The sequence below is a fragment of the Asticcacaulis sp. YBE204 genome, from assembly GCF_000495855.1.
In the GTDB taxonomy this organism is placed as follows: domain Bacteria; phylum Pseudomonadota; class Alphaproteobacteria; order Caulobacterales; family Caulobacteraceae; genus Asticcacaulis.
The window spans coordinates 101,843-124,488 of the sequence record NZ_AWGF01000013.1 but is presented as its reverse complement, the minus strand read 5'-3'; the positions used below and the strand labels follow the sequence as shown (position 1 = coordinate 124,488).

At 60.4% G+C, this 22,646-nt stretch carries 23 protein-coding genes; 18 read left to right on the top strand and 5 right to left on the bottom strand.

All coding sequences use genetic code 11. The annotated features are described in order from the left end of the window. Positions 1-25 precede the first annotated feature (25 nt). The gene (locus AEYBE204_RS35325; RefSeq protein ID WP_023463356.1) at positions 26-1,069 is read right to left on the bottom strand and encodes a nitronate monooxygenase family protein; all 1,044 of its coding nucleotides are present in this window, start codon (positions 1,067-1,069) and stop codon (positions 26-28) included. Between the two features lie 585 nt (positions 1,070-1,654). Further along, on the bottom strand, positions 1,655-3,817 hold the full coding sequence (locus AEYBE204_RS35320) for a lytic transglycosylase domain-containing protein (RefSeq protein WP_023463355.1): 2,163 nt from the start codon (positions 3,815-3,817) through the stop codon (positions 1,655-1,657). A gap of 264 nt (positions 3,818-4,081) precedes the next feature. Between AEYBE204_RS35320 and dapA the strand changes: the two genes are divergently transcribed. After that, positions 4,082-4,975 carry a 4-hydroxy-tetrahydrodipicolinate synthase gene (dapA, locus tag AEYBE204_RS35315; RefSeq protein ID WP_023463354.1) on the top strand — a complete coding sequence of 298 codons (894 nt, stop codon included), beginning with the start codon at positions 4,082-4,084 and terminating at the stop codon, positions 4,973-4,975. Then, positions 4,976-5,449 carry an SsrA-binding protein SmpB gene (gene smpB / locus AEYBE204_RS35310; protein ID WP_023463353.1) on the top strand — a complete coding sequence of 158 codons (474 nt, stop codon included), beginning with the start codon at positions 4,976-4,978 and terminating at the stop codon, positions 5,447-5,449. Positions 5,450-5,452: 3 nt separating this feature from the next. On the opposite strand, the gene AEYBE204_RS35305 is transcribed toward smpB, so the two are convergent. Together AEYBE204_RS35305 and AEYBE204_RS35300 are read right to left on the bottom strand one after the other, a co-directional pair. After that, entirely contained in the window at positions 5,453-6,139 is a 687-nt protein-coding gene (locus tag AEYBE204_RS35305) for a hypothetical protein (protein WP_023463352.1), read from the bottom strand. A gap of 394 nt (positions 6,140-6,533) precedes the next feature. Further along, complete coding sequence (locus AEYBE204_RS35300) at positions 6,534-7,109, bottom strand: NYN domain-containing protein (RefSeq protein WP_023463351.1); 576 nt, start codon at positions 7,107-7,109, stop codon at positions 6,534-6,536. 22 nt (positions 7,110-7,131) lie between these two features. On the opposite strand from AEYBE204_RS35300, the gene folK reads away from it, so the two are divergent. Next, positions 7,132-7,719, top strand: a complete 588-nt coding sequence (folK, locus tag AEYBE204_RS40115) for a 2-amino-4-hydroxy-6-hydroxymethyldihydropteridine diphosphokinase (RefSeq protein ID WP_081724730.1) — start codon at positions 7,132-7,134, stop codon at positions 7,717-7,719. On the opposite strand, the gene AEYBE204_RS35295 is transcribed toward folK, so the two are convergent. Beyond that, positions 7,680-8,645, bottom strand: coding sequence for a DMT family transporter (locus AEYBE204_RS35295; RefSeq protein ID WP_023463350.1), 966 nt, complete (start codon positions 8,643-8,645; stop codon positions 7,680-7,682). The two genes, folK and AEYBE204_RS35295, sit on opposite strands and share 40 nt — an antisense overlap. Before the next feature lie 97 nt (positions 8,646-8,742). Between AEYBE204_RS35295 and AEYBE204_RS35290 the strand changes: the two genes are divergently transcribed. The 15 genes from AEYBE204_RS35290 to parC all read left to right on the top strand — a co-directional run bounded on the left by AEYBE204_RS35290 (position 8,743) and on the right by parC (position 22,634). Then, entirely contained in the window at positions 8,743-9,336 is a 594-nt protein-coding gene (locus AEYBE204_RS35290) for a hypothetical protein (protein ID WP_023463349.1), read from the top strand. Between the two features lie 127 nt (positions 9,337-9,463). Then, on the top strand, positions 9,464-9,823 hold the full coding sequence (rpoZ, locus tag AEYBE204_RS35285) for a DNA-directed RNA polymerase subunit omega (protein ID WP_023463348.1): 360 nt from the start codon (positions 9,464-9,466) through the stop codon (positions 9,821-9,823). Between the two features lie 422 nt (positions 9,824-10,245). Then, a complete protein-coding gene (locus AEYBE204_RS35280; protein WP_031231240.1) occupies positions 10,246-12,453 on the top strand; it encodes a bifunctional (p)ppGpp synthetase/guanosine-3',5'-bis(diphosphate) 3'-pyrophosphohydrolase in 2,208 nt (735 codons plus the stop codon). Beyond that, entirely contained in the window at positions 12,446-12,964 is a 519-nt protein-coding gene (locus AEYBE204_RS35275; RefSeq protein WP_023463346.1) for a hypothetical protein, read from the top strand. Before AEYBE204_RS35280 ends, AEYBE204_RS35275 begins: the two co-directional genes overlap by 8 nt. Positions 12,965-13,091: 127 nt before the next feature. Next, positions 13,092-13,679 carry an orotate phosphoribosyltransferase gene (pyrE, locus tag AEYBE204_RS35270; protein WP_023463345.1) on the top strand — a complete coding sequence of 196 codons (588 nt, stop codon included), beginning with the start codon at positions 13,092-13,094 and terminating at the stop codon, positions 13,677-13,679. A 4-nt stretch (positions 13,680-13,683) separates the two neighbouring features. Then, a complete protein-coding gene (locus AEYBE204_RS35265) occupies positions 13,684-14,433 on the top strand; it encodes a pyridoxine 5'-phosphate synthase (RefSeq protein ID WP_023463344.1) in 750 nt (249 codons plus the stop codon). Beyond that, positions 14,430-14,831: a holo-ACP synthase gene (acpS, locus tag AEYBE204_RS35260; protein WP_023463343.1), complete on the top strand. Its 402-nt coding sequence runs from the start codon at positions 14,430-14,432 to the stop codon at positions 14,829-14,831. Before AEYBE204_RS35265 ends, acpS begins: the two co-directional genes overlap by 4 nt. 96 nt (positions 14,832-14,927) lie before the next feature. After that, positions 14,928-15,731 (top strand): signal peptidase I, encoded by an 804-nt coding sequence (gene lepB / locus AEYBE204_RS35255; RefSeq protein ID WP_023463342.1) that lies wholly within the window; start codon positions 14,928-14,930, stop codon positions 15,729-15,731. A gap of 151 nt (positions 15,732-15,882) precedes the next feature. Further along, on the top strand, positions 15,883-16,611 hold the full coding sequence (gene rnc / locus AEYBE204_RS35250) for a ribonuclease III (RefSeq protein ID WP_023463341.1): 729 nt from the start codon (positions 15,883-15,885) through the stop codon (positions 16,609-16,611). Then, positions 16,608-17,582 carry a GTPase Era gene (gene era, locus AEYBE204_RS35245; RefSeq protein WP_023463340.1) on the top strand — a complete coding sequence of 325 codons (975 nt, stop codon included), beginning with the start codon at positions 16,608-16,610 and terminating at the stop codon, positions 17,580-17,582. Before rnc ends, era begins: the two co-directional genes overlap by 4 nt. Before the next feature lie 209 nt (positions 17,583-17,791). Beyond that, positions 17,792-18,514 carry a DNA repair protein RecO gene (gene recO, locus AEYBE204_RS35240; protein WP_031231234.1) on the top strand — a complete coding sequence of 241 codons (723 nt, stop codon included), beginning with the start codon at positions 17,792-17,794 and terminating at the stop codon, positions 18,512-18,514. A 98-nt stretch (positions 18,515-18,612) separates the two neighbouring features. Continuing rightward, positions 18,613-19,077 (top strand): hypothetical protein, encoded by a 465-nt coding sequence (locus tag AEYBE204_RS35235; RefSeq protein ID WP_031231232.1) that lies wholly within the window; start codon positions 18,613-18,615, stop codon positions 19,075-19,077. Between the two features lie 37 nt (positions 19,078-19,114). Beyond that, positions 19,115-20,047, top strand: a complete 933-nt coding sequence (locus tag AEYBE204_RS35230; RefSeq protein WP_023463337.1) for a GGDEF domain-containing protein — start codon at positions 19,115-19,117, stop codon at positions 20,045-20,047. Between the two features lie 62 nt (positions 20,048-20,109). Further along, complete coding sequence (locus AEYBE204_RS40425) at positions 20,110-20,250, top strand: hypothetical protein (protein WP_155908455.1); 141 nt, start codon at positions 20,110-20,112, stop codon at positions 20,248-20,250. Between the two features lie 170 nt (positions 20,251-20,420). Beyond that, the gene (gene parC / locus AEYBE204_RS35225; protein ID WP_031231228.1) at positions 20,421-22,634 is read left to right on the top strand and encodes a DNA topoisomerase IV subunit A; all 2,214 of its coding nucleotides are present in this window, start codon (positions 20,421-20,423) and stop codon (positions 22,632-22,634) included. Positions 22,635-22,646: the final 12 nt, after the last annotated feature.

Genomic DNA, 22,646 nt, shown 5'->3' with positions numbered 1-22,646 from the left:
GAAACAAATGCGCGACAAACAAATTCTAAGCTTTCATTTCCTGCACCAAGACCGCCATTAGCTCGGCAGCGGGCAAGTACCGCGCCAGCGGTGCGCCCTGACCGGCCCATTGCGCGCCGAAACCGCCTTCGCCTTTGGCCTTGGCCGCGGCGTTGAGCGCCTTGCCTGCATCGTAGGCGATGGGATAGTCCGGTGGCGTGCCGGTGGTTTCCTGCCCGAACGCGGTGAAGCGGTTGGCGAGGCACCGTGCGGGGCGGCCTGAAATGGCGCGGGTCATCAGGGTGTGGGCGTCAGGATGGGTCAATGCCGCTCGATAGGCAGCATTGGCGTGGCTTTCCGGGCAGGCAATAAAGGCTGTCCCCAGTTGCACGGCAACGGCCCCAAGATCCAGCGCCGCCCTTATGCCGTGCCCGTCCATGATGCCGCCGGCGGCGATGACCGGCAGGTCGCACCGGCTGACCAACAGACGGGTGAGGGCAAAAGTCGTCAGTGCGTCGTCGCGCGCGTCGGGATCGAACATGCCGCGATGACCGCCCGCCTCGAAACCCTGAGCGACGATGCCGTCCAGACCGGCGGCTTCGATAGCCTGCGCCTCGGTTAGGTTGGTCGCGGTGGCCAGCAGGACGCACCCGGCGGCTTTCAGCGCGGCGATGCGGCGGGCGTCCGGCAAACCAAAATGGAAGCTGACGACCGGCGGCGCGGTTTCGACCAGGACGGCCAGCATGTCATCATCTTCGGCAAAGCTTTTGTAGATCGCATATATGCGGTTCGGCGGCACGGCGTCATAATCAAAAAACAGCGGCGACAACGCCCCTAGCCACATGGCCTCGCGGATGCGATCGGGCTGTGGCGGCGTATGGACGAAAACATTGACGTTGAAGGCGCGATCGGTTTGCCTGCGGACCGCTTCGATCATGGCGCGAGCGGTAATGGGATCGCTGGCACCGACGGCGATGGAGCCAAGACCTCCGGCATTCGATACCGTTGCGGCCATCTCCGGCGTCGAGACTCCGGCCATCGGGGCCTGAACGATCGGCAGACTGAGGTTCAGGCGATGCAGGAGAGTCATGGTCGGCGGGCTTTGTGACGAAGTAAGATGGGAACCACAGATTACACAGATTTCACAGATTAAGCGCGAACCACTGACCGGGGATTGATGGCGGGCAGCTACTTGTATTTGCGATTTTAGATTATCCGCAGATTATGCGGGTCGAACACCTGAGTTTACCCGAACGCCAACGCACCGAAGGCGCTCTCAATCTGTGAAATCTGTGTAATCTGTGGTTCCTGAAAATAGGATACGCAGACTAAATGGTAACGGGGTGGCACGACATCGTTACCGCTCGGATATCTGTGTTCATCTGTGGCCATCTGTGGAGAAACTTAGTAAACTAACCACCAATCTGGCTGTGGGGCCGTACGCAAAGGGTCTCCACAGATGGCCACAGATGAACACAGATAGAATGGGCCGTTTGCCTATCCGAAATCACATTTACGAACATTCGCGAGGTACCTTCCTCCGGCATCCAGACATTTGTCTTGTTCCCAAAAGCGGGCCAGAGACGGGGTCAGCCAGAAACTGGCGGCGATTAAAGAGGCGGCGATGCCGCCGATGGCAAAGATAACTATTTTGAATCGCCGGTGACGCGGCATCCTACTCCCCCGCCTTGGCTTTCAGATCGTTATAATTGACCGGTCCGGTCGGCAGTGACCCCGTATCCGATGCATCGTCGGCGTCGGGCGTATAGAGGATTATCATGCCGCGTTTGAGGTCTGCCATCGGTGTCAGCGGCGCGGTGCCGCCATTCAGGCGTGCGCGATAAACCACCGTGTTTTCCATTACCCGCATCATGTAGTTGCGCGTCTCGGTGAAGGGCGTGCATTCGATAAAGCTCAACGGATCGGCGGTTTCGCCGCGCGGGTCGCCGCAATCGACGATCCACTGCGGCGGACGGCCCGGCCCGGCATTGTACCCGGCGGCGGCCATGACGTACGACCCGCCGAAGCGATCGACCAGTTCGCCGAGGTGATAGGCCCCCAGCTTCATATTGTAGTCGGGCTCATACAGCATCGAGTCCGAATAGCTCATCGACATGCGCCGCGCGACGGCCCTGGCGGTCGGCGGGATGAGTTGCATCATACCTCGGGCATTGGCACCAGAGCGCACCATCGGATCGAAGCCCGATTCCTGACGCGTAATGGCCAGAACGAACGCGCCTTCCGGCGATTTGACGGCGGGCAGGGCGCGCAGCGGATAGGCGCGTTCGGGCAGGTAGAAGCCGCGCTGCTGCGCCACACGGGCCACGCGCATGGCCAGATCCTGCGTGCCATAGGTGCCTGCCAGGTCGACCAGCAGGGCCTGTTCTTCGGCATTGGGCAACACGTCGTCGAGCGCGAGGATCAACGCGTTGAACAGATCGCGCTCGCCCGCCTGACCGAGGATTTTCGCCGCCTTGACCATGTCGCGGTTAGCAAAACGCGCGCGGTCCTCAGGCGTCGGCACAGGCTCCTTGCCCAGCGTGATCGAGGTCTTGCCCCCCTTTTCGGCGGCCAGTTGTCCATAGAAGGCATAGATGAACTGCCCGCCTTCGACATAGTTGGCCTGTGCTTTTTGCGCGTCGCCCGCCTGACCGCGCGCCTCATAGGCGCGGCCCAGCCAATAGTGGGCGCGACCGCGCGTGATCGGCGACGTCCCGGCTTCGCGGATCTTGTCGAAGTGCGCGATGGCGAGATCGGGTCGGTTGAGTTTGATCAAGGCCGTCCACCCGGCGAAGAACTCGCCCTCGGCCTTCTTTTCGCCGTTGGGGAAGCCGCCGCCCTTCATGGCGTCGTAGGCGGCTTGATAGTTGCGGGCCTTGAGCGCGGCGCGGAAGTAGCTGAGGCGCTCGGTCCACAGATTGGTGATGGCAGCTTCGGAGGCCGGGGCGGGCGGCAGGTCGGCCAGCAGACCGAAGCCCAGCGCCTCAAGCTTCTGACGACGCAGGAAACGCAGGCGCTCATAGGCCAGCACCGGATTGCGCGGACTGACGCTGAGGGCGGCCTCATAAAGCGTCGTCGCCGAGGCCGAACCCGACCGCAACGCCATAACGGCGGTGGCGACCTGACGGCTCGTCTCATCGACCAGCGGCAGCAGCGCCGAGGTCGCCGGACCCTGCGTGCCCAGCAGAAGCGTGTTCAGGCGCACCTTATGATCGTCGGCGGTAAGATAGCGTCCGAAACTGGCCTGAAAGCGCGACTGATCGGTCAGGTCGAAGGCCTGATCGCGCCACCAGGCTTTCGCAAGCGTCGCCGCTTCGGTGGTCTGGCCCTGACGCTCGTAGGCCGAGATCAGCGCCATCGCGCCATCGACCGTGAGCGGCGGCGCGCCCTTGAACCACTCGATGGTCTGCTGCGGCGTCATGCCGGAATTGAGTATCTGCTTTTCGGCGGCGATCTGGCGCTTCTGTTCGCGTGGCCAGCCCCACAGGTCGCGGCGCGCGCCGTCCAACGCCGCAAAGCCGTAGATGTCGCCGTCATTGGTGATAATCGACCACAGAACGATCTTTTTGGCGACGGGATCGCTGATCGAGGTGCGCAAGGAGTCCGCGAGCGCAAAGTTCTTCGAGCGCGCGGCGGCCAGCGCCTGCTTCATTGCGGCGGAGTCCGATTCGGAGATCAGGCCGGCGACATAGGGTTGCGGCGCAGTAGGGGTGCTACCGTCCTGCGCCATGACCGGCGACAGGGCGACGCACGAAAGCGCAATCAGGCTGACCCCCAGGGCGGCGCGGAAGGAGATGTGGCGCGTCACCGCTTTGAAAGTACCTGAGTTTTGCGTCATGCGGGAACCTCTGTCAGTTTTGAAATATATGGCCGCCGTTTCCGGCGTAAATATGAACTTTCACGTCTCTTAGCCCGATTTTCGGGCGACACGCATCACAGATCGATCACAAAAAGCGTTAGTAACTAAGGGTGTCCGTTTATCTGCCGCAGTGCAACCGAAACCGTCGCGGCTGTTTTTCTTTTTATAAAGTCGTTGCAGCAAATCCATTGTGGTTTTAAGGCTCTTTTCCTTAATTGACGCCTGCATCAGGACACGACTCTCATGACCACCGCCGACCGAATTCCCCTGTTTTCCGGAGTGATTACCGCTCTGGTGACGCCGTTCAAAGACGGTCAGGTGGATTATGCGGCGTTCAAAACCTTGGTCGAGACTCAGATAAAAGCGGGCGTTCATGGCGTGGTGCCGGTCGGCACGACGGGCGAAACCTCGACGCTCTCGATGGAAGAGCACAAGGAAATCGTGCGCCTCTGTGTTGAGACCGCCGCCGGACGTATCAAGGTCATCGCCGGGGCGGGGTCGAACAATACGCTTGAGACACTTGAACTGGCGCAACACGCCAAGGCCGTCGGTGCCGATGCCGTGCTGGTCGTCGTCCCCTATTACAACAAGCCGTCGCAGGAAGGTTTATATCAGCATTTCAAGGCCCTGAACGATTCGGTTCAGATCCCGGTCATGCTCTATAACGTCCCGGGCCGTACCGTGATCGACATGTCGAACGAGACCATCGTGCGCCTGTCGAAGCTGCCCAATATCGTCGGCATCAAGGACGCCACGGGCGATCTGGTCCGCATGAGCCAGTTGCGGATCGCCATCGCGCCGGGCTTTGCCTTTATCTCCGGCGACGACCCGACGCTGCTGGGCTATATCGCGCACGGTGGTCACGGCGTGATTTCCGTCACCTCGAACGTCGCGCCCGCCGAAATGGTCGCGCTTTATGAAGCCGCTGCCGCAGGCGATTTCACCACGGCGCGCGATTGGCAGGACAAGCTGATCACCCTGCACAAGGTGCTGTTCGCCGACGCCTCGCCGTCGCCGACCAAATACGCCCTGAGCCAGTTGGGCCAGACGACCGACGAGGTGCGCCTGCCGATCGTCGCCTGTGCCGACGCCGTGCGGCCGCTGGTCGACGACGCTATGAAACTCGCGGGGCTGTAAGTGGCCGAACCTCAATCCAACTATAAGCAGATCGCCGACAACCGTCGGGCACGGTTCGACTACTTCCTCGAAAACAATACCGAGGCGGGGATCATGCTGACCGGGACCGAGGTCAAGTCGCTGCGTCAGGGCCGGGCCAATATCGCCGAGTCCTACGTCTCGATCGAAAACGGCGACGAACTGGTGCTGATCAATGCCGACATCCCGCACTACGGCTTTGCCAACCGCTTCAATCACGATCCGCGCCGCCATCGCAAGCTGCTGATGCACCGGCGCGAGATCGCGCGCTTCATGATCGCCGTGCAGCGTGAAGGCATGACCATCATCCCGACGAAGCTTTACTTCAACGACAAGGGCATGGTGAAGGTCGAGATCGCTCTGGCCAAGGGCAAGAAGCTGCACGACAAGCGCGAAACCGAGGCCAAGCGCGACTGGGGCCGTGAAAAGGCGAGAATCCTGAAGGACCACGGTTAAACTTTACGGTCCGGCGCCGAGCGTGAACGGTATTCTGGGCGGGCGAAACGCAGCGGGATTATCGCTGGGACGGTCAGGATCGTAGGGTGCGCCGTCGGGCCAGAACCCCGTGGCCTCGGCCTTGTCCATGGCGTCGCCGTCTTCGACGATCTGAGGCCGGTTGGGATCGAAGGGCGACCCATCGTCGAAATAGCCCTTGAAGGCGTCGCGCTTGTATTTCATCGCCAGCAGTTTTTCGTAAAGCTGCTGGCCGTAGCTGTCCATTGGCTTGTCGAGTTCGGCTTCGCGCTCAAGCTCGTCTAATTGCGCCGAGGTCAGCGGCTTGGGCGGCGCGTAAAGCTGCGTCCACAGGCGCTCGGTGGCCAGAATAAACCGCCCCGCGCGTTCGCCTTCGAGAAAGTCGGTCGGCTTGGGTAATTGCCGAACGGCCTGAACGATCAGGTCGGCCTGATCGCGGAGGCGCTGACGTGCCGGACGGATGGTGTCGCGCTGGTCGGGGCGGGTGACGCGCATCAGCACGACGTCGGCAACCCGGATCATGCGGACGGCGCGCTCGCCATCGAGATAGGTTTCCGGCAGGTCGATGTCTTCGATGGCCTCGGCGATTTCGGACGCGAATTCGCGCAGCTCCGCGCGGCGCTGTCTCAGTGCGCGGGCGTCGTCTTCGGCGTTGAAGGCGGTTTCATCCATCGTGTCATGGTAAGCCTGGGCGTTTGTGGGAGGATAAGTTCAAGGTTCTCCACAGATGGCCGCAGATGCACACAGGTGGCGTTCATTTTGCCTTATCCGTGGCTAAGAACCTTTGGTAACGAAAGCAGGCAGGAAGAGGGAGAACCACAGATTACACAGATTTCACAGATTAGGTTCGTTGCGGCTTGAGGATAAGCCTCAAACACGATGTGTGCGGTGTCTCACGAATGACGCGCAAAGCGCATCCAATCTGTGAAATCTGTGTAATCTGTGGTTTCAAATCTTGCGGACGCGGCCACTTGGCACCAACCTGACCGCTCATAAAGAATGTCTGTGTGCATCCGTGGCCATCTGTGGAGAACCTTGCCATAGACGCCACGCGACCAACCCAGTCCTAATCCTCGAAATCTTCGGCGAATTTCGGCGCGGTGTTCTGCTGCTGACGCGGGCGACCGACGACATTGGCCAGGTCGGCCAGATCGACGAAGGTGTCGGCCTGACGGCGGAGTTCGTCCGACGTCATCGGCGGCTGCGACTTTACCGTCGAGACGACTGTAACGCGGCAGCCCTTGCGTTGAACCGCTTCGATCAAACGGCGGAAGTCGCCGTCGCCGGAAAAGAGCACCAGATGGTCGGCGTGATCGGCGATTTCCATCATGTCGCAGGCGATTTCAATATCCATGTCGCCGCGCCAGCGCTTGCGACCCTGGGCGTCCGTATATTCCTTGGCGGTTTTGGTCACCAGCGCGAAACCGTTATAGTCGAGCCAGTCGACCAGCGGGCGGATCGGCGAATAATCGTCGCCTTCGACCAAAGCTGTGTAGTAATAGGCGCGCACAAGGATGCCGCGCTTGCGGAATTCGTCGAGCAGCTTACGGTAATCGATGTCGAAATTGAGCGCCTTGGCGGCCGAGTACAGATTGGCGCCGTCTATAAAAAGCGCAATTTTATCGGTGGGATAAAAACTCATGGAAATATCTTTCGTTTAAAAAATGCCGGATAAAATACTTAAATCAGATCGGTCGACGCCCCTGCGGGGACAGGGCATCTATATCGCCTTCGGTTCCAATATGCCCTTTGGCGGTTATACTGCATTGCAGCTATTGGACCATGTTGTCAAGCGACTGAGTAGGGCTCACGTAACTGTTGAACAGGTCTCAAGCCTGTGGCGCTCGAAAGCCTGGCCGAATCCGGAAGATCCACCGTTTCACAACGCGGTTATGCGTGTAACGGCAAATTGTGATCCCATCTCATTGCTTGAAACATTGCACGCGATAGAAGCTGAAACCGGTCGCAAAAGGTCTGAAGATTACGAAGGCGTAATAAAATTACCGGTCAATGCGCCGCGTGTACTTGATCTTGACCTGATTGCTTTTGACGATCAGATACTAAGTAGCCCTTTAACTCTGCCGCATCCGCGAGCCCACGAACGCGGGTTCGTCATGGGACCAATGGCTGAAATCGCGCCGGACTGGGTTCATCCCGTGCACGGCAAAACGGCGCTTGACCTATTCGCTCAGGTTACCGTGGCCACGGATGCCTATGCGGCCGAAGATACCGCAGGCTTGCTCGGTCGCTGATCGAGCCACATATAAAGCCCGACACCGCCCAACACCAAGGCCGTGCCGATAACGTCCGACGCGCTGATCGTCTCGTGCAGGATAAAGGCGCTCATCATCAGGGTGAAGACCGGATTGACGAAGCCGATCACCGCATTGGCCTGCGACGAAATGCGGGCGAGGGCGAAATTGATCAGATAGCCCGGCAGGACCGTGGCGCCGATCGCCAGTCCGAGACACAGCCACACTAATCCGGGCTGAGCGAGGAGAGACGGCACGGCGCTGAGCCGATGCGTCACGCCGAAATGGACGAAGGTGGCGAGCGCCGCGCCGACCATGGCGACCGAGGTGAACAACGACGGCCCCATGCGGGCGATGACCGGCTTGGCCAGCAGCAGATAAAGCGCAAACGCAACGGATGAGGTCATGACCCACGCCGTGCCGATGGCGATGTCGTGCCCGTGTTCGCCCCCATGACGTGTGAAGTCGCTGACGAAGACGAAGGCAAGACCGGCGTAGGCGATGACGAATGCTGGCAGGGCCAGAGGTTTCAGCTTCTGACCGAAGAACGCTGCGCCGAACAGGATGACGAACAGAGGATAGGTGAACAGGATCAGCCGCTCGAACTGCGGCGTCAGATGCACAAGGCCTTCGAAGTCGGTATAGCTGGCGAACCAGTAGCCCAGCACGCCCACGGCCAGGGCCCTGAGATAGATATTGAGCGGTAATGGTTCGCGCCCGCGCTGGCGATAATGGGTAATCAGGCCGATAATGACGAAGAACGGCGTGGCGATCAGCAGACGCAGCATCAGAAGCGTCGTGGCATCGACGTGGTATTCATAGGCCAGCTTGATAAAGATTCCCTTGGTCGCGAACAGGAACGAACCGGCGAAGGCGAGGGCGTAGCCGCCCCATTTGAGGATCGCGTTTTGAAACGTACGGGTCATAGCACGGCTATAGGCTTCGGGCGTATCTCAGGCAAGACCGTGGAGGCTCTTGACCGTACAATCTTGACGGGTATGATGAGGCGCGGGAGGAGGGTTTATGAAATATATTCCAATGGTTATGGGGCTCCTTTTAAGCACGCCGGTTTGGGCGGACGAGGCCTTGTGCGACCTTGAATCCGACGGTCGGTCGTTCACGCATCTGGCGCAGGAAGGTACATCGAAGGTCGAGCGACTCGATGTGCCCGAAGGCGCGGGGGCTTTACGGTTCGAAGCCCGGTTTGCGGCCTTTCGCGACTATGATTACTTCATGCCCAATTTTCAGATTCGGTTCAAATCGCGCGACAACCCGGAATTCAATCTGATGTTCCGGATGCGTATGGGCGACGAGGCGATCATCGCCACGACCGATCTGTTGACGGACGGCAATACCAGTCCCCATGCGGACGGCCCAAACATCAGAGGGTTCGAGTACCGTGGCCGGGCGCGTCAACCGTTCCGTGCCGATATACTGTGGACCGCGCAGGGCGAATATACGGTACGCATCTACACCACGGACAAGGGCTTCGATGGCCCCTACACCAGCCGGACCCGATCGGCAGGCGCACCGGTACAGGTCTATGTCATTTCCCAGGCGGCCAAGATGGAGATCAAGAACCTGCGTTTCGGCAAGGTCTGTGCCGCCATACCGTGAGGAATTTCTTGTTTTTTGATGCAACTCTGTTTAAGAGGATGCCCAACGAGTTTAACAAGCGCGGTCAGCCTCACAGGTGCTCCTGTCTGGCGACGGCGCTTTTGTCACTATTTACAAAGGGTTCTCAATGGCTCGCGTTACCGTCGAAGATTGCGTCGAAAAGGTCGAAAACCGCTTCAATCTGGTGCTTCTGGCCGCGCATCGCGCCCGCGCCATCTCCAGCGGTTCGGCCATCCTGCTCGACCGCGACAACGACAAGAACCCGGTCGTCGCCCTGCGCGAAATCGCCGACGACGTTCTGTCGCCGGACAGCCTGACCGAAAGCCTGATCGCCTCGCTGCAACGCGTCGACGAGCGCACCGAAGCTGAGGAAGAGGCCGAAACCCTCGCCCTGCTGGCCGATCCGTCGCACATGCAGATGTCGGAAAGCGAACTGATCCGCGCCCTGCAATCGGACCGCGACGGTGGTCAGGAAGAGCGCTACTAAGCTTTATTCCAGAATTTTCGCTCAAACGCCGCTCCTCACGGGGCGGCGTTTTTGTTTTGAATCCTTCACAGTCTTACCGGCCTTTTTACTGGCGAATATGGCGAAGCGGGGTTAAGCTTCCCATGTGTGGCGGGGTCCCTTCAGTCTAAGGCACCTGCATGTTAAAAAAGAGTCTGGTATCTATGACGGCAGAAGGACAATCGGTATTCGCACCCCAGGCCTCCGATCCGGATGTGCCTGCCGTGCCGCCCGGTTTCCCGGAGGAAAAACCCTCCGAACTGCCGCCCGGTGAGCCGAAGGAGGGCGATGTCCGCCCGCCGCCGGAAACACCGCCCATCGATCCGCCCGCGGAAACCCCGCCTTTGCAGCCGCCGGTGGAAGCTCCACCCAGCGACCTGCCGAACGAGATTCCGCCCCCCGCGATGTCGTCAGAGGAGGTGCAGGCCGCAAAGCCTGCACCCAAACGGCGTTTCCTGCGTCAGATGGAGCTGATCGACCGCGTCGCGGCCTACGATCCGACCGTAGATGAGGCCATGCTCAACCGCGCCTATGTCTATGCGATGCGCATGCACGGGGCGCAGCTTCGCGCGTCGGGCGATCCCTATTTCGCCCACCCGATCGAGGTCGCGGGCATCCTGACCGACTATCGCCTCGATGCAGCGGCGATTGCGACGGCGCTGCTCCACGACACCATCGAGGACACGCCGGCGACGCGCGAGGAAATCGCTTCGATGTTCGGCGAAGAAATCGCGCAGCTGGTCGAGGGCGTGACCAAGCTCACCCGGCTTGAGCTGCAATCGGAATATACCAAGCAGTCGGAAAACCTCAGAAAATTCATACTCGCCATCTCGAAGGATGTGCGGGTGCTGCTCGTGAAGCTGGCGGATCGCCTCCACAATATGCGCACCCTGCAATACGTCCCGGAGCATAAGCGTGAACGGATCTCGCGGGAAACGCTTGAGGTCTATGCGCCGCTGGCCCGTCAGATCGGCTGCAACCGTTTCGCCACCGAACTCGAAGAACTGGCCTTCAGCTTCATCAATGCCGACGGTCGCGACGCCATCATCCAGCGCCTCGAAGACCTGCGCGAGGAAAAGGGCACGGCAGTCGCCGACATCGCCGAAGATATCCGCGACACCCTTCACGCCGCCGGGATCGAGGCCCGCGTCACGGGCCGTGAAAAGTCACCCTATTCGATCTGGCGCAAGCTGCAACGCAAGTCGATCGGCTTTTCGCAACTGTCCGACATCATCGCCTTCCGCGTCATCGTGACGACCGAGGACGAGTGTTACCGGGCTTTGGGCGTCCTGCACCGCGAATGGCCGTGCGTACAGGAGCGCTTCAAGGACTTCATCTCGACGCCGAAGTCGAACAACTATCAGTCGCTGCACACCACCGTCGTCGGTCACAAGGGCTCGCGCATCGAGATGCAGATTCGCACCGACGTGATGGATCGCGTGGCCGAAGAGGGGCTGGCGGCGCACTGGGGCTACAAGAATTCCTCCTACGGTTTCGACGAAGAGGCCGCGACGCTGATGGCCGGGCGCAATCCGATCGCCAATCTGCGCGCCATCGTGCAGATCGCCGAAAACGGCGGCGATTCCGAAGAGTGGGTCGAACACGCCAAGCTGGAAATGTTCCTTGATCAGGTCTTCTGCTTCTCGCCGAAGGGCCGCCTGATCTCGCTGCCGCGCGGGGCCATGCCGCTCGACTTCGCCTATGCCGTCCATACCGAGGTCGGCGATACCGCCATCGGCGCCATCATCAATGGCGAGCACAAGCCGCTCAGGACCGAATTGCAAAACGGCGATCAGGTCGAAATCATCACTGGCGTCGAGGCGCGGGTCAATCCGGACTGGCAGTCCCTGACCTTTACGGGCAAGGCGCGTGCTGCCATCCGCCGCCATATCCGTCAGACGCAAAAGGACGATTTCATCAAGTTGGGGCGCTCGGCCATCGAACGCGCGGCGGCTCAGGTCGACAAGACCCTGATCGACATAAGCTGGCGCGCGGCCTTCGAGCGCTTTCAGGTCCAGTCAGAGGACGAGGTCTTCGAACTATGCGGGCGCGGCAAGATCACCCCGCTCAAGGTGCTGGAAGCGATCTATCCCGGTCTGAAACTGCCGGCGACCCTGACGACCGACTCGTTCAGCCGTATTCGTGACGGCGACGACGCGGCGGCCTATGTGCGCGGTCAGGCGCTGAAAGCCAATCAGAAGATCTGGTTCTCGCGCTGCTGCTCGCCGGTGCCGGGTGACCGCATCGTCGGCATTGTCAGCGAAAATCAGGTCCACGTCCATTCGATCGAATGCGAACGCCTTGAGGCCTGGGAAGGGCAGAAGGACGCGTGGATCGACCTGCAATGGACGCTCAACGCCGAAAAGAACACCATTTCCGCCGCCCGCATCCGCGCCAATATGCGTAACAAGCCGGGCGTTCTGGGGCAGGTCTGTACCCTGATCGGCGAGGCACGCGGCAATATCGTCAATATCCACCTGACCAATCAGCAGGTCGATTTCCTCGATGCGGAGTTTGAGGTCGAGGTGATGGATGCGCGTCACCTGACCAATATCAATGCCGCTATCCGCACGAATCCCTCGGTCGAAGGGGTCGAGCGGATTCGTGGGTGACCTGATAGACTTCAAAGCCAGACGCAAGGTGCCATTTGCCGAACTGACGTCAGTGCCTCAGCCGCAGATGGGCGTTCCGTTTCCCATAATCGTCGCCTATGACTGGGACACTCTGGTCGTTTATGAAGCCGAGGGCTCACCCAATATTTTTCCCGATCTCCAACCGGGCGGCATGAGTTCCCATTCGCAAGGGCCTACGGTGGTGCTGCGGTTCGGTCACGTTTATCAGCATCGCTTTGGTCAGCCCGATGAAAATACGGTCGCACAGCACCCTTTGTATCGATGCGGACTGGATACCTATACCGCCGTCGAAATATTCGAGTCCCCATGGCTGAATGAGGCAAATGACGAAGCTTTACGGCATTTCTTCATTGCGTTTCACGACTCGTCTTTTGAATGTCTGGCGAAACAGCTGGACGTCAAGGTCATATGGAAACCTCATGAGTTTGAGACGATAGCCGAGCTCATGAGTGAATTTACGACTCCGGGCTGGTGGGAAGCTAAACCGTAAGGCGGAGACTTAGCATTTTTTGCCTGAGCCCTTTAGCTTGTGACGGCTCTGCGTTAAAGGGGACCATCCTTTTCTGAATCGCTTTTACGCCCGGCGTAGAACGATATTTCACAAGCGACCGAACCTCATGACCTCTGAAGACGTAATCAACGAATTTCGCGCCGCCAATGCCCTGCGCGAGGGGCATTTCGTGCTGTCGAGCGGCCTGCACAGTCCGCTGTTCCTGCAAAAGAACCTCGTCTTCATGAATGCCGACCGCTGCGAGCGTCTGTGCAAGGCATTGGCCGAGAAGATCGTGGCACAGGTCGGTGCGGTCGATGTCGCCATTTCGCCCGCCGTCGGCGGTATCATCCCCGGCTATGAAACCGCGCGTCACCTGAAGGTGCCTTCGCTTTATGTCGAGCGCGAGGGCGGGGTGTTCAAGCTGCGCCGCGGCTTCCACATCGAACCGGGCGCGAAGGTCGTCATGGTTGAGGACATCGTCACCACCGGCCTGTCGTCGCGCGAATGCATCGCCGCGATCAGGGAACTGGGCGGCGAGGTCGTCGCGGCGGCGTGTATCGTCGACCGTTCGGGGGGTAAAGCAGATGTCGGCGTGCCGCTGATCTCGCTGGCCAGCCTGGAAGTTCCGGCCTATCCGGCGGACGCCCTGCCGCCGGAGCTGGCCGCCATTCCCGTACAGGACCCCGGTTCACGCCGGATCGCGAAAGCCTAACGAAATGAGCCGCATACGCCTCGGTCTTAATATCGATCATATCGCCACCGTGCGTAACGCGCGCGGCGGCGACGCGCCCGACCCGGTGCGCGGTGCGCGTCAGGCGCTGATGGCGGGCGTAGATGGCATCACCGCGCACCTGCGCGAAGACCGCCGCCACGTCCTCGATAAGGACATCTGGGCGCTGAAAACCGTCTGCGACGAATTCGGCAAGCCGCTCAATTTCGAAATGGCTGTGACCGACGAGATGATCGGCATCGCGCTCGACCTCAAGCCGCACGCCGCCTGTCTGGTGCCTGAGCGCCGTCAGGAACGCACGACCGAAGGCGGGCTCGATGTGGCGGGCAATATCGAACTCGTCGGCGCGGCGGTGGCCAAGTTCAATGCCGCCGGTATCCGCTCGTCGCTGTTCATCGCGGCAGATGCGTTACAGGTCACGGCGGCGTCGAACATCGGCGCGCCGGTGGTCGAATTCCACACGGGGGCCCTGTGCGACGCGTGGCGCAATGGCGAGACCTCGATCGTCGAGGACGAGATGAAGAAGCTCGAATGGGCGGCACACATGGCGGCCTCGGTCGGTATCGAGGTCCATGCGGGGCACGGCATCGACTACGACACGGTGACCTTCATTTCGCGCGTTCCTCAGATCAGGGAACTGAATATCGGTCATTTTCTGATCGGTGAGGCGGTCTTTGTCGGGCTGGATGCCTCGATTGCGAAGATGCGCACCCTGATGGACGCGGCGCGCGGATGATCGTCGGCATCGGCACGGACCTGACCGACGCCCAGCGGATCGAACAGTCCGGCGACAAGTTCGGCCAAAAGTTCCTCGACCGCGTCTTCACGCCCGCCGAACAGGCCTATGCGTCCAAAAACGCCACGCCGTATCAGACCTACGCCAAGCGCTACGCCGCCAAGGAAGCGGTAATGAAAGCGCTCGGCACGGGTTTGCGCGGGTTTCATTTTACCGATATCGAGGTTGTGAACGACGTCTTGGGTAAGCCCGAAGTGACGCTGTCAGGCGGCGCTCTGGCGCGGCTTGAGGCCATCACGCCCGCCGGACACGCCGCGCGAATCCACCTCAGCCTGACCGACGAGGGGCCGCTGGCCGGGGCTTATGTGGTCATTGAAGCGGTGCCCGCAACCGCCTAACAAATCGGTAAGCCTATATTTAGACCCAATCTATAAATAGACAGGTCCGTTGAATATGCCTAATGCTATGGGCGCTGAATATGATGGGGCGAATTTATGAGCGCTGAAGACAAGGTCATCGAAGACGGTATAGTCGAGGGCGAAAAGCCTGCGTCGTCGCTGAAAGACGAGACGATGGATATCATCAAGACGGTAGCTATTGCGCTGCTGATCACGCTGGTGTTCCGCACCTTCCTGTTCCAGCCCTTCACCATCCCGTCGGCCTCGATGGAGCCGAACCTCTATGAGGGCGACTATATCGTCGTGCGCAAGTGGGATTACGGCTATTCCAAGCACTCGATCCAGTTCTCGCCGCCGGTGATTTCGGGCCGCATCTTCGAGAAGCAGGCCAAGCGTGGCGATGTCGTGGTGTTCAAGCTGCCGCGCGACAACAAGACCGACTATATCAAGCGCGTCGTCGGCCTGCCCGGCGACCGCGTTCAGGTTCGCGACGGCAAGGTCTATATCAACGAGACCATTGTGCCCGCGGTCGACAAGGGCCCGATCTCGACCGGCATTTCCTATGCGACGCCGGGTGTCGAGGTCATCGAAGAGTCGCTGCCCAACGGCGCGACGCACCTGACGCAGGACATGGGCTATAGCCCCAAGGCTGACGATACCGAGGTCTTCACCGTGCCCGAAGGCCAGTATTTCGTCATGGGCGACAATCGCGACAACTCGCTCGACAGCCGCTTCTCGCCGTCGGATTACATGCAGCCGGGCGTCGGCTTCGTGCCGGCGGAAAACCTCGAAGGCAAGGCGACCATGGTCCTGATTTCGTGGAACAAGGGTGCGTCGTTGTTCAAGCCCTGGACCTGGCTCGACCTGCGCTGGGACCGGTTCTTCAAGATGTTGGATTAATGCCGGAACACGCGTTTTTAATACTCCCCCACTTGTGGGGGAGATACCGCTGTAAAGCGGGAGAGGGGGGCCTTGCTGATGTTGCAAAGGCCCCCCACCGTCATGGCTTACGCCATGCCACCTCCCCCGCGAGCGGGGGAGTATTTTAATAGTGACCCGTATCCAACGCGACGCCTCGGCCCATCGTCAGAAACTCCTGACCGGACTTGAGGCCAAACTCGGTTACACTTTTATCCACCGTGAGTTGCTGGAAAGCGCCCTGACCCACGCCTCGGTCGGTGACGGCGCCAAACGCAAATCCGGGGCCAGCGACAATGAACGGCTGGAGTTCCTGGGTGACCGCGTGCTGGGCCTGATGGTGGCCGAGGCCCTGATGGAAGCCTTTCCCGACGCCGAAGAAGGCGAGATGTCGCAGCGCCTGCATGGGCTCGTCAGCCGCGAAACCTGTGCCGAGATCGCGCAACAACTCGGCGTCGGCCCGGCGCTCCGTCTGGCGATCGGCGAGACGCGTTCGGGCGGCCGCAGCAACCTGACCATACTCGGCGACGCCTGCGAAGCCCTGATCGCCGCCGTCTATATCGATGGCGGGTTCGACGCCGCGCGCAAGGCCTTTTTGCCGCTGTGGCAGCCGCATATCCGCTCCGGCCACGACCGCTCGCACCTCAATCCGAAATCGCACCTTCAGGAATGGGCCGCGCAACAGAAGCTGTCCGCACCGAAATACGAGATCCTAAACCGGTCGGGCCCCGATCATGCCCCTATCTTTACGATCGCGGTCAGGATAGAAGGATACGATCCCGTCTCAGCCAGCGGCAAGTCCCGTCAGGAAGCCGAAAAAGCGGCGGCCCTCAGCTTTATCGAAAACGAAGGTCTTAATTGACAAACACCTCTTCCTCTACCGATGCGAACCACCGCGCCGGTTTCGCCGCCATCATCGGTGCCCCGAACGCCGGTAAATCGACGCTGGTCAATGCGCTGGTCGGCTCAAAAGTTTCCATCGTCACGCAAAAGGTCCAGACGACGCGCTTTCCGGTGCGCGGTATCGCCATTCATGGCGACGCGCAGATCGTGCTGGTCGATACGCCGGGTATCTTCAAGCCGCGCCGCCGTCTTGATCGCGCCATGGTCAAGTCGGCCTGGGGCGGGGCGCAGGACGCCGATGTCGTGGTGCTGCTGATCGATGCCGCCGCACACATCGCCGTCCATTTCGCGCCCGAAGGCACCAAGGCCGATGCCGCCGACAAGCGCTGCGTCGAGGACGCCGAGGCAATCATCGAAGGCCTCAAGGCCAACAATACGCGCGCTATTTTGGTTCTGAACAAGATCGACCTGCTGAAACGCGACAACCTGCTGGCCGTGGCCGATAGTCTGTTCAAGGAAGGCGTCTTCGATCAGGTCTTCATGATCTCCGCCGAAAAGGGCAATGGCGTGAAGGACCTCATGGAGGCCCTGTCGGAAAAGATGCCGCTCGGTCACTGGCTGTATCCTGAGGATCAGGCCGCCGACGCCCCGGTGCGCATTCTGGCGGCGGAAATCACCCGCGAAAAGCTGTTCCTGCGCGTGCATGAGGAACTACCCTATGCCTGCGCGGTGGTCACGACCGACTTCAAGGACATGCCCGACGGTGCGGCGCGCATCGAGCAGACCATCTTCGTCGAACGCGACGGCCAGCGCGCCATCGTGCTGGGCAAGAACGGTCAGACCCTGAAATGGATCGGTCAGAAGGCCCGCGAAGAGCTAATGGAGATTCTCGACCGCAAGGTGCATCTGTTCCTGCACGTTCAGGTCAATGAGCGCTGGAGCGACGACCGGGCGCTGTATGCGCAGTTCGGATTAGAATTTGAGGCGTAAAAATACTTATACCTCCCTGGCTTTGCCGGGGAGGGGGACCGCACGAGCCTGCTGAAAGCAGGTGAGATGTGGTGGTGGGGTATCTTACTTTCTGCACTCTGCCAGCGTCCTTTTCAAGCAAGAACCCCCACCACCGCATCTAGCGCTGCGCGCGTCGTGCGGTCCCCCCCCCAGCAAGCTAGGGAGGAATGATTTTGTGGAGCGTGTCGGTGCAATTCGAAGACGATGCCTTTGTCCTAAGCGCGCGGCCTCACGGTGAAACCGGGGCCGTGGTCAATGTCCTGACGCGTGAGCATGGCCGTATCGCCGCTCACATCGCCGGCGGCGCATCGCGGCGCATGAAGCCTTACTTGCAGCCTGCAAGCCATGTCCGTATCGCCTATCGCGCAAGGACTTCGGAACAATTAGGCTCGGCGACCATCGAACCGCTGGATGAAGGTGCGTCGCAGGTCTTCGACGATCCTGTGGCGCTTTTGGGCGTGCAATGCGCCTGCGTCATGACCCGCGCGGTACTGCCCGAACGCGAGGCCTTTCCCGGGGCCTATCACGGCTTTGAAGCCCTGATGAACGCGTTTCAGGTGCCCGCGATCTGGCCCTATATCTATATCCGTTTCGAGGCCGGGTTGCTCGAAGCCGTCGGCTACGGTCTCGACCTGACGGCCTGCGCGGTGACAGGGGAACGCGACGATCTGGTCTATGTGTCGCCGAAATCGGCCCGCGCCGTCAGCCGGAACGCCGGTATTCCGTATGCGGACAAATTGCTCGCCCTGCCGCAATTTCTCCTGTCCTCGCAAGGCGGTTTGTCCTCCGACGACCTGAAAAAGGGCTTCGACCTGACCGGCTTCTTCCTTGAGCGGCATATCTTCCATCCGCTCGATCGCCCGTTGCCGGAAATCCGTACACGGCTTATCGATGCGGTACGCCAATCCTGACATCGTTTAAAAATTACGCTGTTCTCTACGCTTTGGTAAGGTGTATGGCGTAAGGTGATCGAATCGGCGGGGATGCCGGACGGCTATAACGGAACACGATGAGCTTTAGCGACACAGAGTTGATGGCGGCCAATGTCAACCCGACGACGGGTCTGGCGACCGACTATCTCAACCTGTTCAACGAAGCGATCATGCTGTTCGAAATGGGCCTCGACATGCCGGACATGGCCGAGGAACTGATGGAATGGCACCGTCGTGGCTATGTCGAGCACTTCGAGCAGTCGGGTTTCGAGCAGAAGGACGTCGTCATAGCGGCCTATAATCAGGCCCCGGTCGCCGCGCGTCAGGCCTTCGATCAGGCCTGCACCGACGCGCTGGATGTCTTCGAATCCGCCATCGCCATCCTGCTCAGTTCCAATGTCGAAGACCCGGTGGCGCGTCAGGACCTCGAAGCCCGCCTCAACGACATGAAGGCCCGCGTTGTAGAGATGGACGCCCATATTCACGGCAAGGCCACACGCATCGAAAACAGCCTGCAAAACGCTGTGGATGCCCTGTTCTGATCATTTTCCCTTAAACCTGTTGCGTTAGTATCCGCGTATGTCCACACCCTCGATCGATCCGTTCAATGCGCCTCTGCCGGAGGTGCTGCAAAAGCTGGCTGAGGGCCTGCTGGCCAGCGGCACGGCGCTCGCGATCTTCACGCCGGACGATGCGCTGCACTACGCCTCGGCGGATTTCCGCGACATCTATGCGGTGCAGGACGGTGCGCAGACCTTTTCCTCGATCATGCGCCATTGTTTCGACGCCAGGGTTGGGCCGCTGATCGAGGCCGAAGACATCGAACCGTGGCTGGCCATGGCCAATGCCAAACGCCGCAGCCAGGCCAACCGCAAGTTCGAGATCGACCTGCTCGATGGGCGGTGGATGTGGGCGTCGGAAACGACCTTCGCCGGCGGCTGGATATTGCTGATGATCGCCGACTGCACCTTCGTCAAGGCCAAGGAATTCCACCTGAAAAGCGCGCGCGACGCCGCCATCGTGGCGTCGGAAACCGACTATCTGACTGGTCTGCTTAATCGCGGCGCCATGATGAAACGCTTCGGCGATCTCATCGAATCGGGCGTCGTGTCGGGCGAGGTGTTCAGCGTCGTCCTCATCGACCTCGATCACTTCAAGGCGATCAACGACCGCTTCGGGCATCAGGCCGGTGATGAGGTGTTGCGTCACTTTGCCGACGCCGCGCGCGCTACCTTACGCGGGGCCGACCTGTTCGGACGCATCGGCGGCGAAGAGTTCCTGCTGATCATGCCGAAAGCCACCGAAGATCAGGCCTTGAAGGTCTTGAAGCGCCTGCAAAACGAACTGCGCGTCCAGACGATTCCGATGAACGACGTGATCCTGCGCTATACCTTCTCAGCGGGCGTCGCCCAATGGCAGGCGACCAAAACGCTAGACAGTCTTTACCGCGAGGCCGATCAGGCGCTCTATGCCGCCAAACACGCCGGGCGCGATCAGGTCCGCGTCGCTTGAAGTCATGCTGACATGATTTGTCAGCATGTGGGGTAAGCTCTCCGTATCGAAGGAGACGAACCATGACCCTGACCGCCACCTGCCATTGCGGCGCGACCCGTATCACCTTGCCGCGCCAGCCCGAAACCGCCCACGAATGCAATTGCTCCTACTGCGGGCGACTGGGGGCCTGTGCTGTCGTAATAAAGCGCTGGTCGGGCTAACGATTTATTTTCGTTTTCTACGCGAGCCCCCCTCCGTCTGCTCACTTCGTTCGCATCCACCTCCCCCAGTAAACTGGGGGAGTATGAAGAAGATGGGTCCGAACATTGTGTGAACAGCTTTGACGGGGCAAGGTCTTGTCACGCCTTGCGCCGCGCCTTAAAATATAAGGATGACACCAGTGATTCCCGATGAAGGCGGCCATATCCTCAGCGAACCGATGGGCGAAGCCCTGTCGCGGCGGTATCTCGCCTATGCGCTGTCCACCATCATGCACCGGGCCTTGCCGGACGTGCGCGACGGGCTGAAGCCCGTCCATCGCCGCGTGCTCTACGCCATGCACAATATGCGCCTGAACCCGCAGGCGGCGGCGCGGAAATCGGCCAAGGTGGTCGGTGAAGTCATGGGTAACTTCCATCCGCACGGCGATCAGTCGATCTACGACGCCCTGGTCCGCATGGCGCAGTGGTTCGCCCAGCGTTATCCGATGGTCGACGGGCAGGGGAATTTCGGCAATATCGACGGCGATTCCGCCGCTGCCATGCGTTACACCGAATGCAAGATGACCACGGCCGCCATGCTGCTGCTGGACGGCATCGATGAAAATGCGGTCGATTTTCGCCCGACCTACGACGGTCAGGACGAAGAGCCGGTCGTGCTGCCGGCGGCCTTCCCGAACCTGCTGGCCAATGGCGCGACCGGTATCGCGGTCGGCATGGCGACGTCGATACCGCCGCACAACGTCGCCGAGCTGATCGACGCCTGTAAGCTTCTGATTGCCGAGCCGAAAACCGACACCGACGGGTTAATGAACATAATTCCCGGCCCGGACTTCCCGACCGGCGGCATCTGCGTCGAGCGCCGCGAGGCGATCCGCGAAGCCTATGAGACCGGCCGCGGTTCGGTCCGCGTGCGGGCGCGTTACGAGGTCGAGGATCTGGGGCGCGGCAACTGGCGCATTCTGGTTTCCGAAGTGCCGTACATGGTGCAGAAGTCGCGCCTGATCGAGCAACTGGCCGACCTGATCGAAGCGAAAAAGGCCCCGCTGCTGGGCGATGTGCGCGACGAATCCGACGAAGAGGTCCGCCTGATTCTTGAGCCGAAGACGCGCAATATCGAGCCCGAAGTCCTGATGGAAAGCCTGTTCCGGATCTCGGATCTGGAAACACGCTTCGCCTTCAACATGAACGTGCTGGACAAGACCGGCACGCCGCGCGTCATGGGCCTCAAGCCGATCCTGACCGCCTTCCTCGACCACCGCCGCGAAGTGCTGATCCGTCAGTCGCAGTGGCGTCTGGACAAGATCGAGCGCCGTCTGCACGTGTTGGACGGTTTGATGATCGCCTTCCTCAATCTCGACGAGGTGATCCGCATCATCCGCGAGGACGAGACCCCGAAACAGACCCTGATGGCGCGCTTCAGCCTGACGGAAATCCAGGTCGACTACATCCTCGACACCCGTTTGCGCCAACTGGCCCGGCTTGAGGAAATGGCGATCCAGTCCGAGCACGACAAGCTGGCCAAGGAACGCGATGGCCTGATGGCGCTTTTGGCCTCTGACAAGAAGCAGTGGAAGCGTATCGACGAGCAACTGACCGATGTGCGCAAGCAGCTTCTGTCGGCGCGCCGCACCACCTTTGCCGAAGCGCCGCAGGGCGTCGAGGTCGCGGCCATCGAGTCGTACCTGCCCAAGGAAGCCCTGACCGTCGTCCTGTCGGAACGCGGCTGGATTCGCGCCACCAAGGGCCGCGTCGACGATCCGTCCGAACTAAAGTTCAAGGAAGGCGATCAACTGGGGCATTTGGTGTCGGGGTTCAATACCGACAAGCTGCTGATCATGACGTCGGACGGACGCTTCTTCACGCTCGGTTGCGACAAGCTGCCGTCGGGTCGTGGTCATGGTGAACCGCTGCAACTGATGCTGGAGATGGACGAGAAGGCGCGCATTCTGGCGGTCTTCATGTTCACGCCGGGCGCCAAGCGCCTGATGGTGTCGAAGAACGGCTACGGCTTCGTGATGAACGAAGAGGACGCTGTTGGCAACAAGAAGGCCGGCAAGTCGGTACTCAATGCCGATGGAACCGAAGCGTTTGCCGCCTTGCCGTTGACGGGCGACAGCGTGATGATCCTCGGCGAAAACAACAAGCTGCTGATCTATCCGGTGTCGGAACTGCCCGAAATGGCGCGCGGCAAAGGCGTCAAGCTGCAAGGCTACAAGGACGGCGGCGTCAAGGACATCGCGGTCTTCGACTCGAACGGGCCGATTCAGTGGTACGACGGAGCGGGCAAGGCGCGCGACTTCAAGGACCACAAGGACTTTGTCGGCAAACGCGCCAGCGTCGGCAAGATGGCCCCGCGTGGATTGCGGAAGCTGAGGCCGGTTTAAATCCCCTCTCCC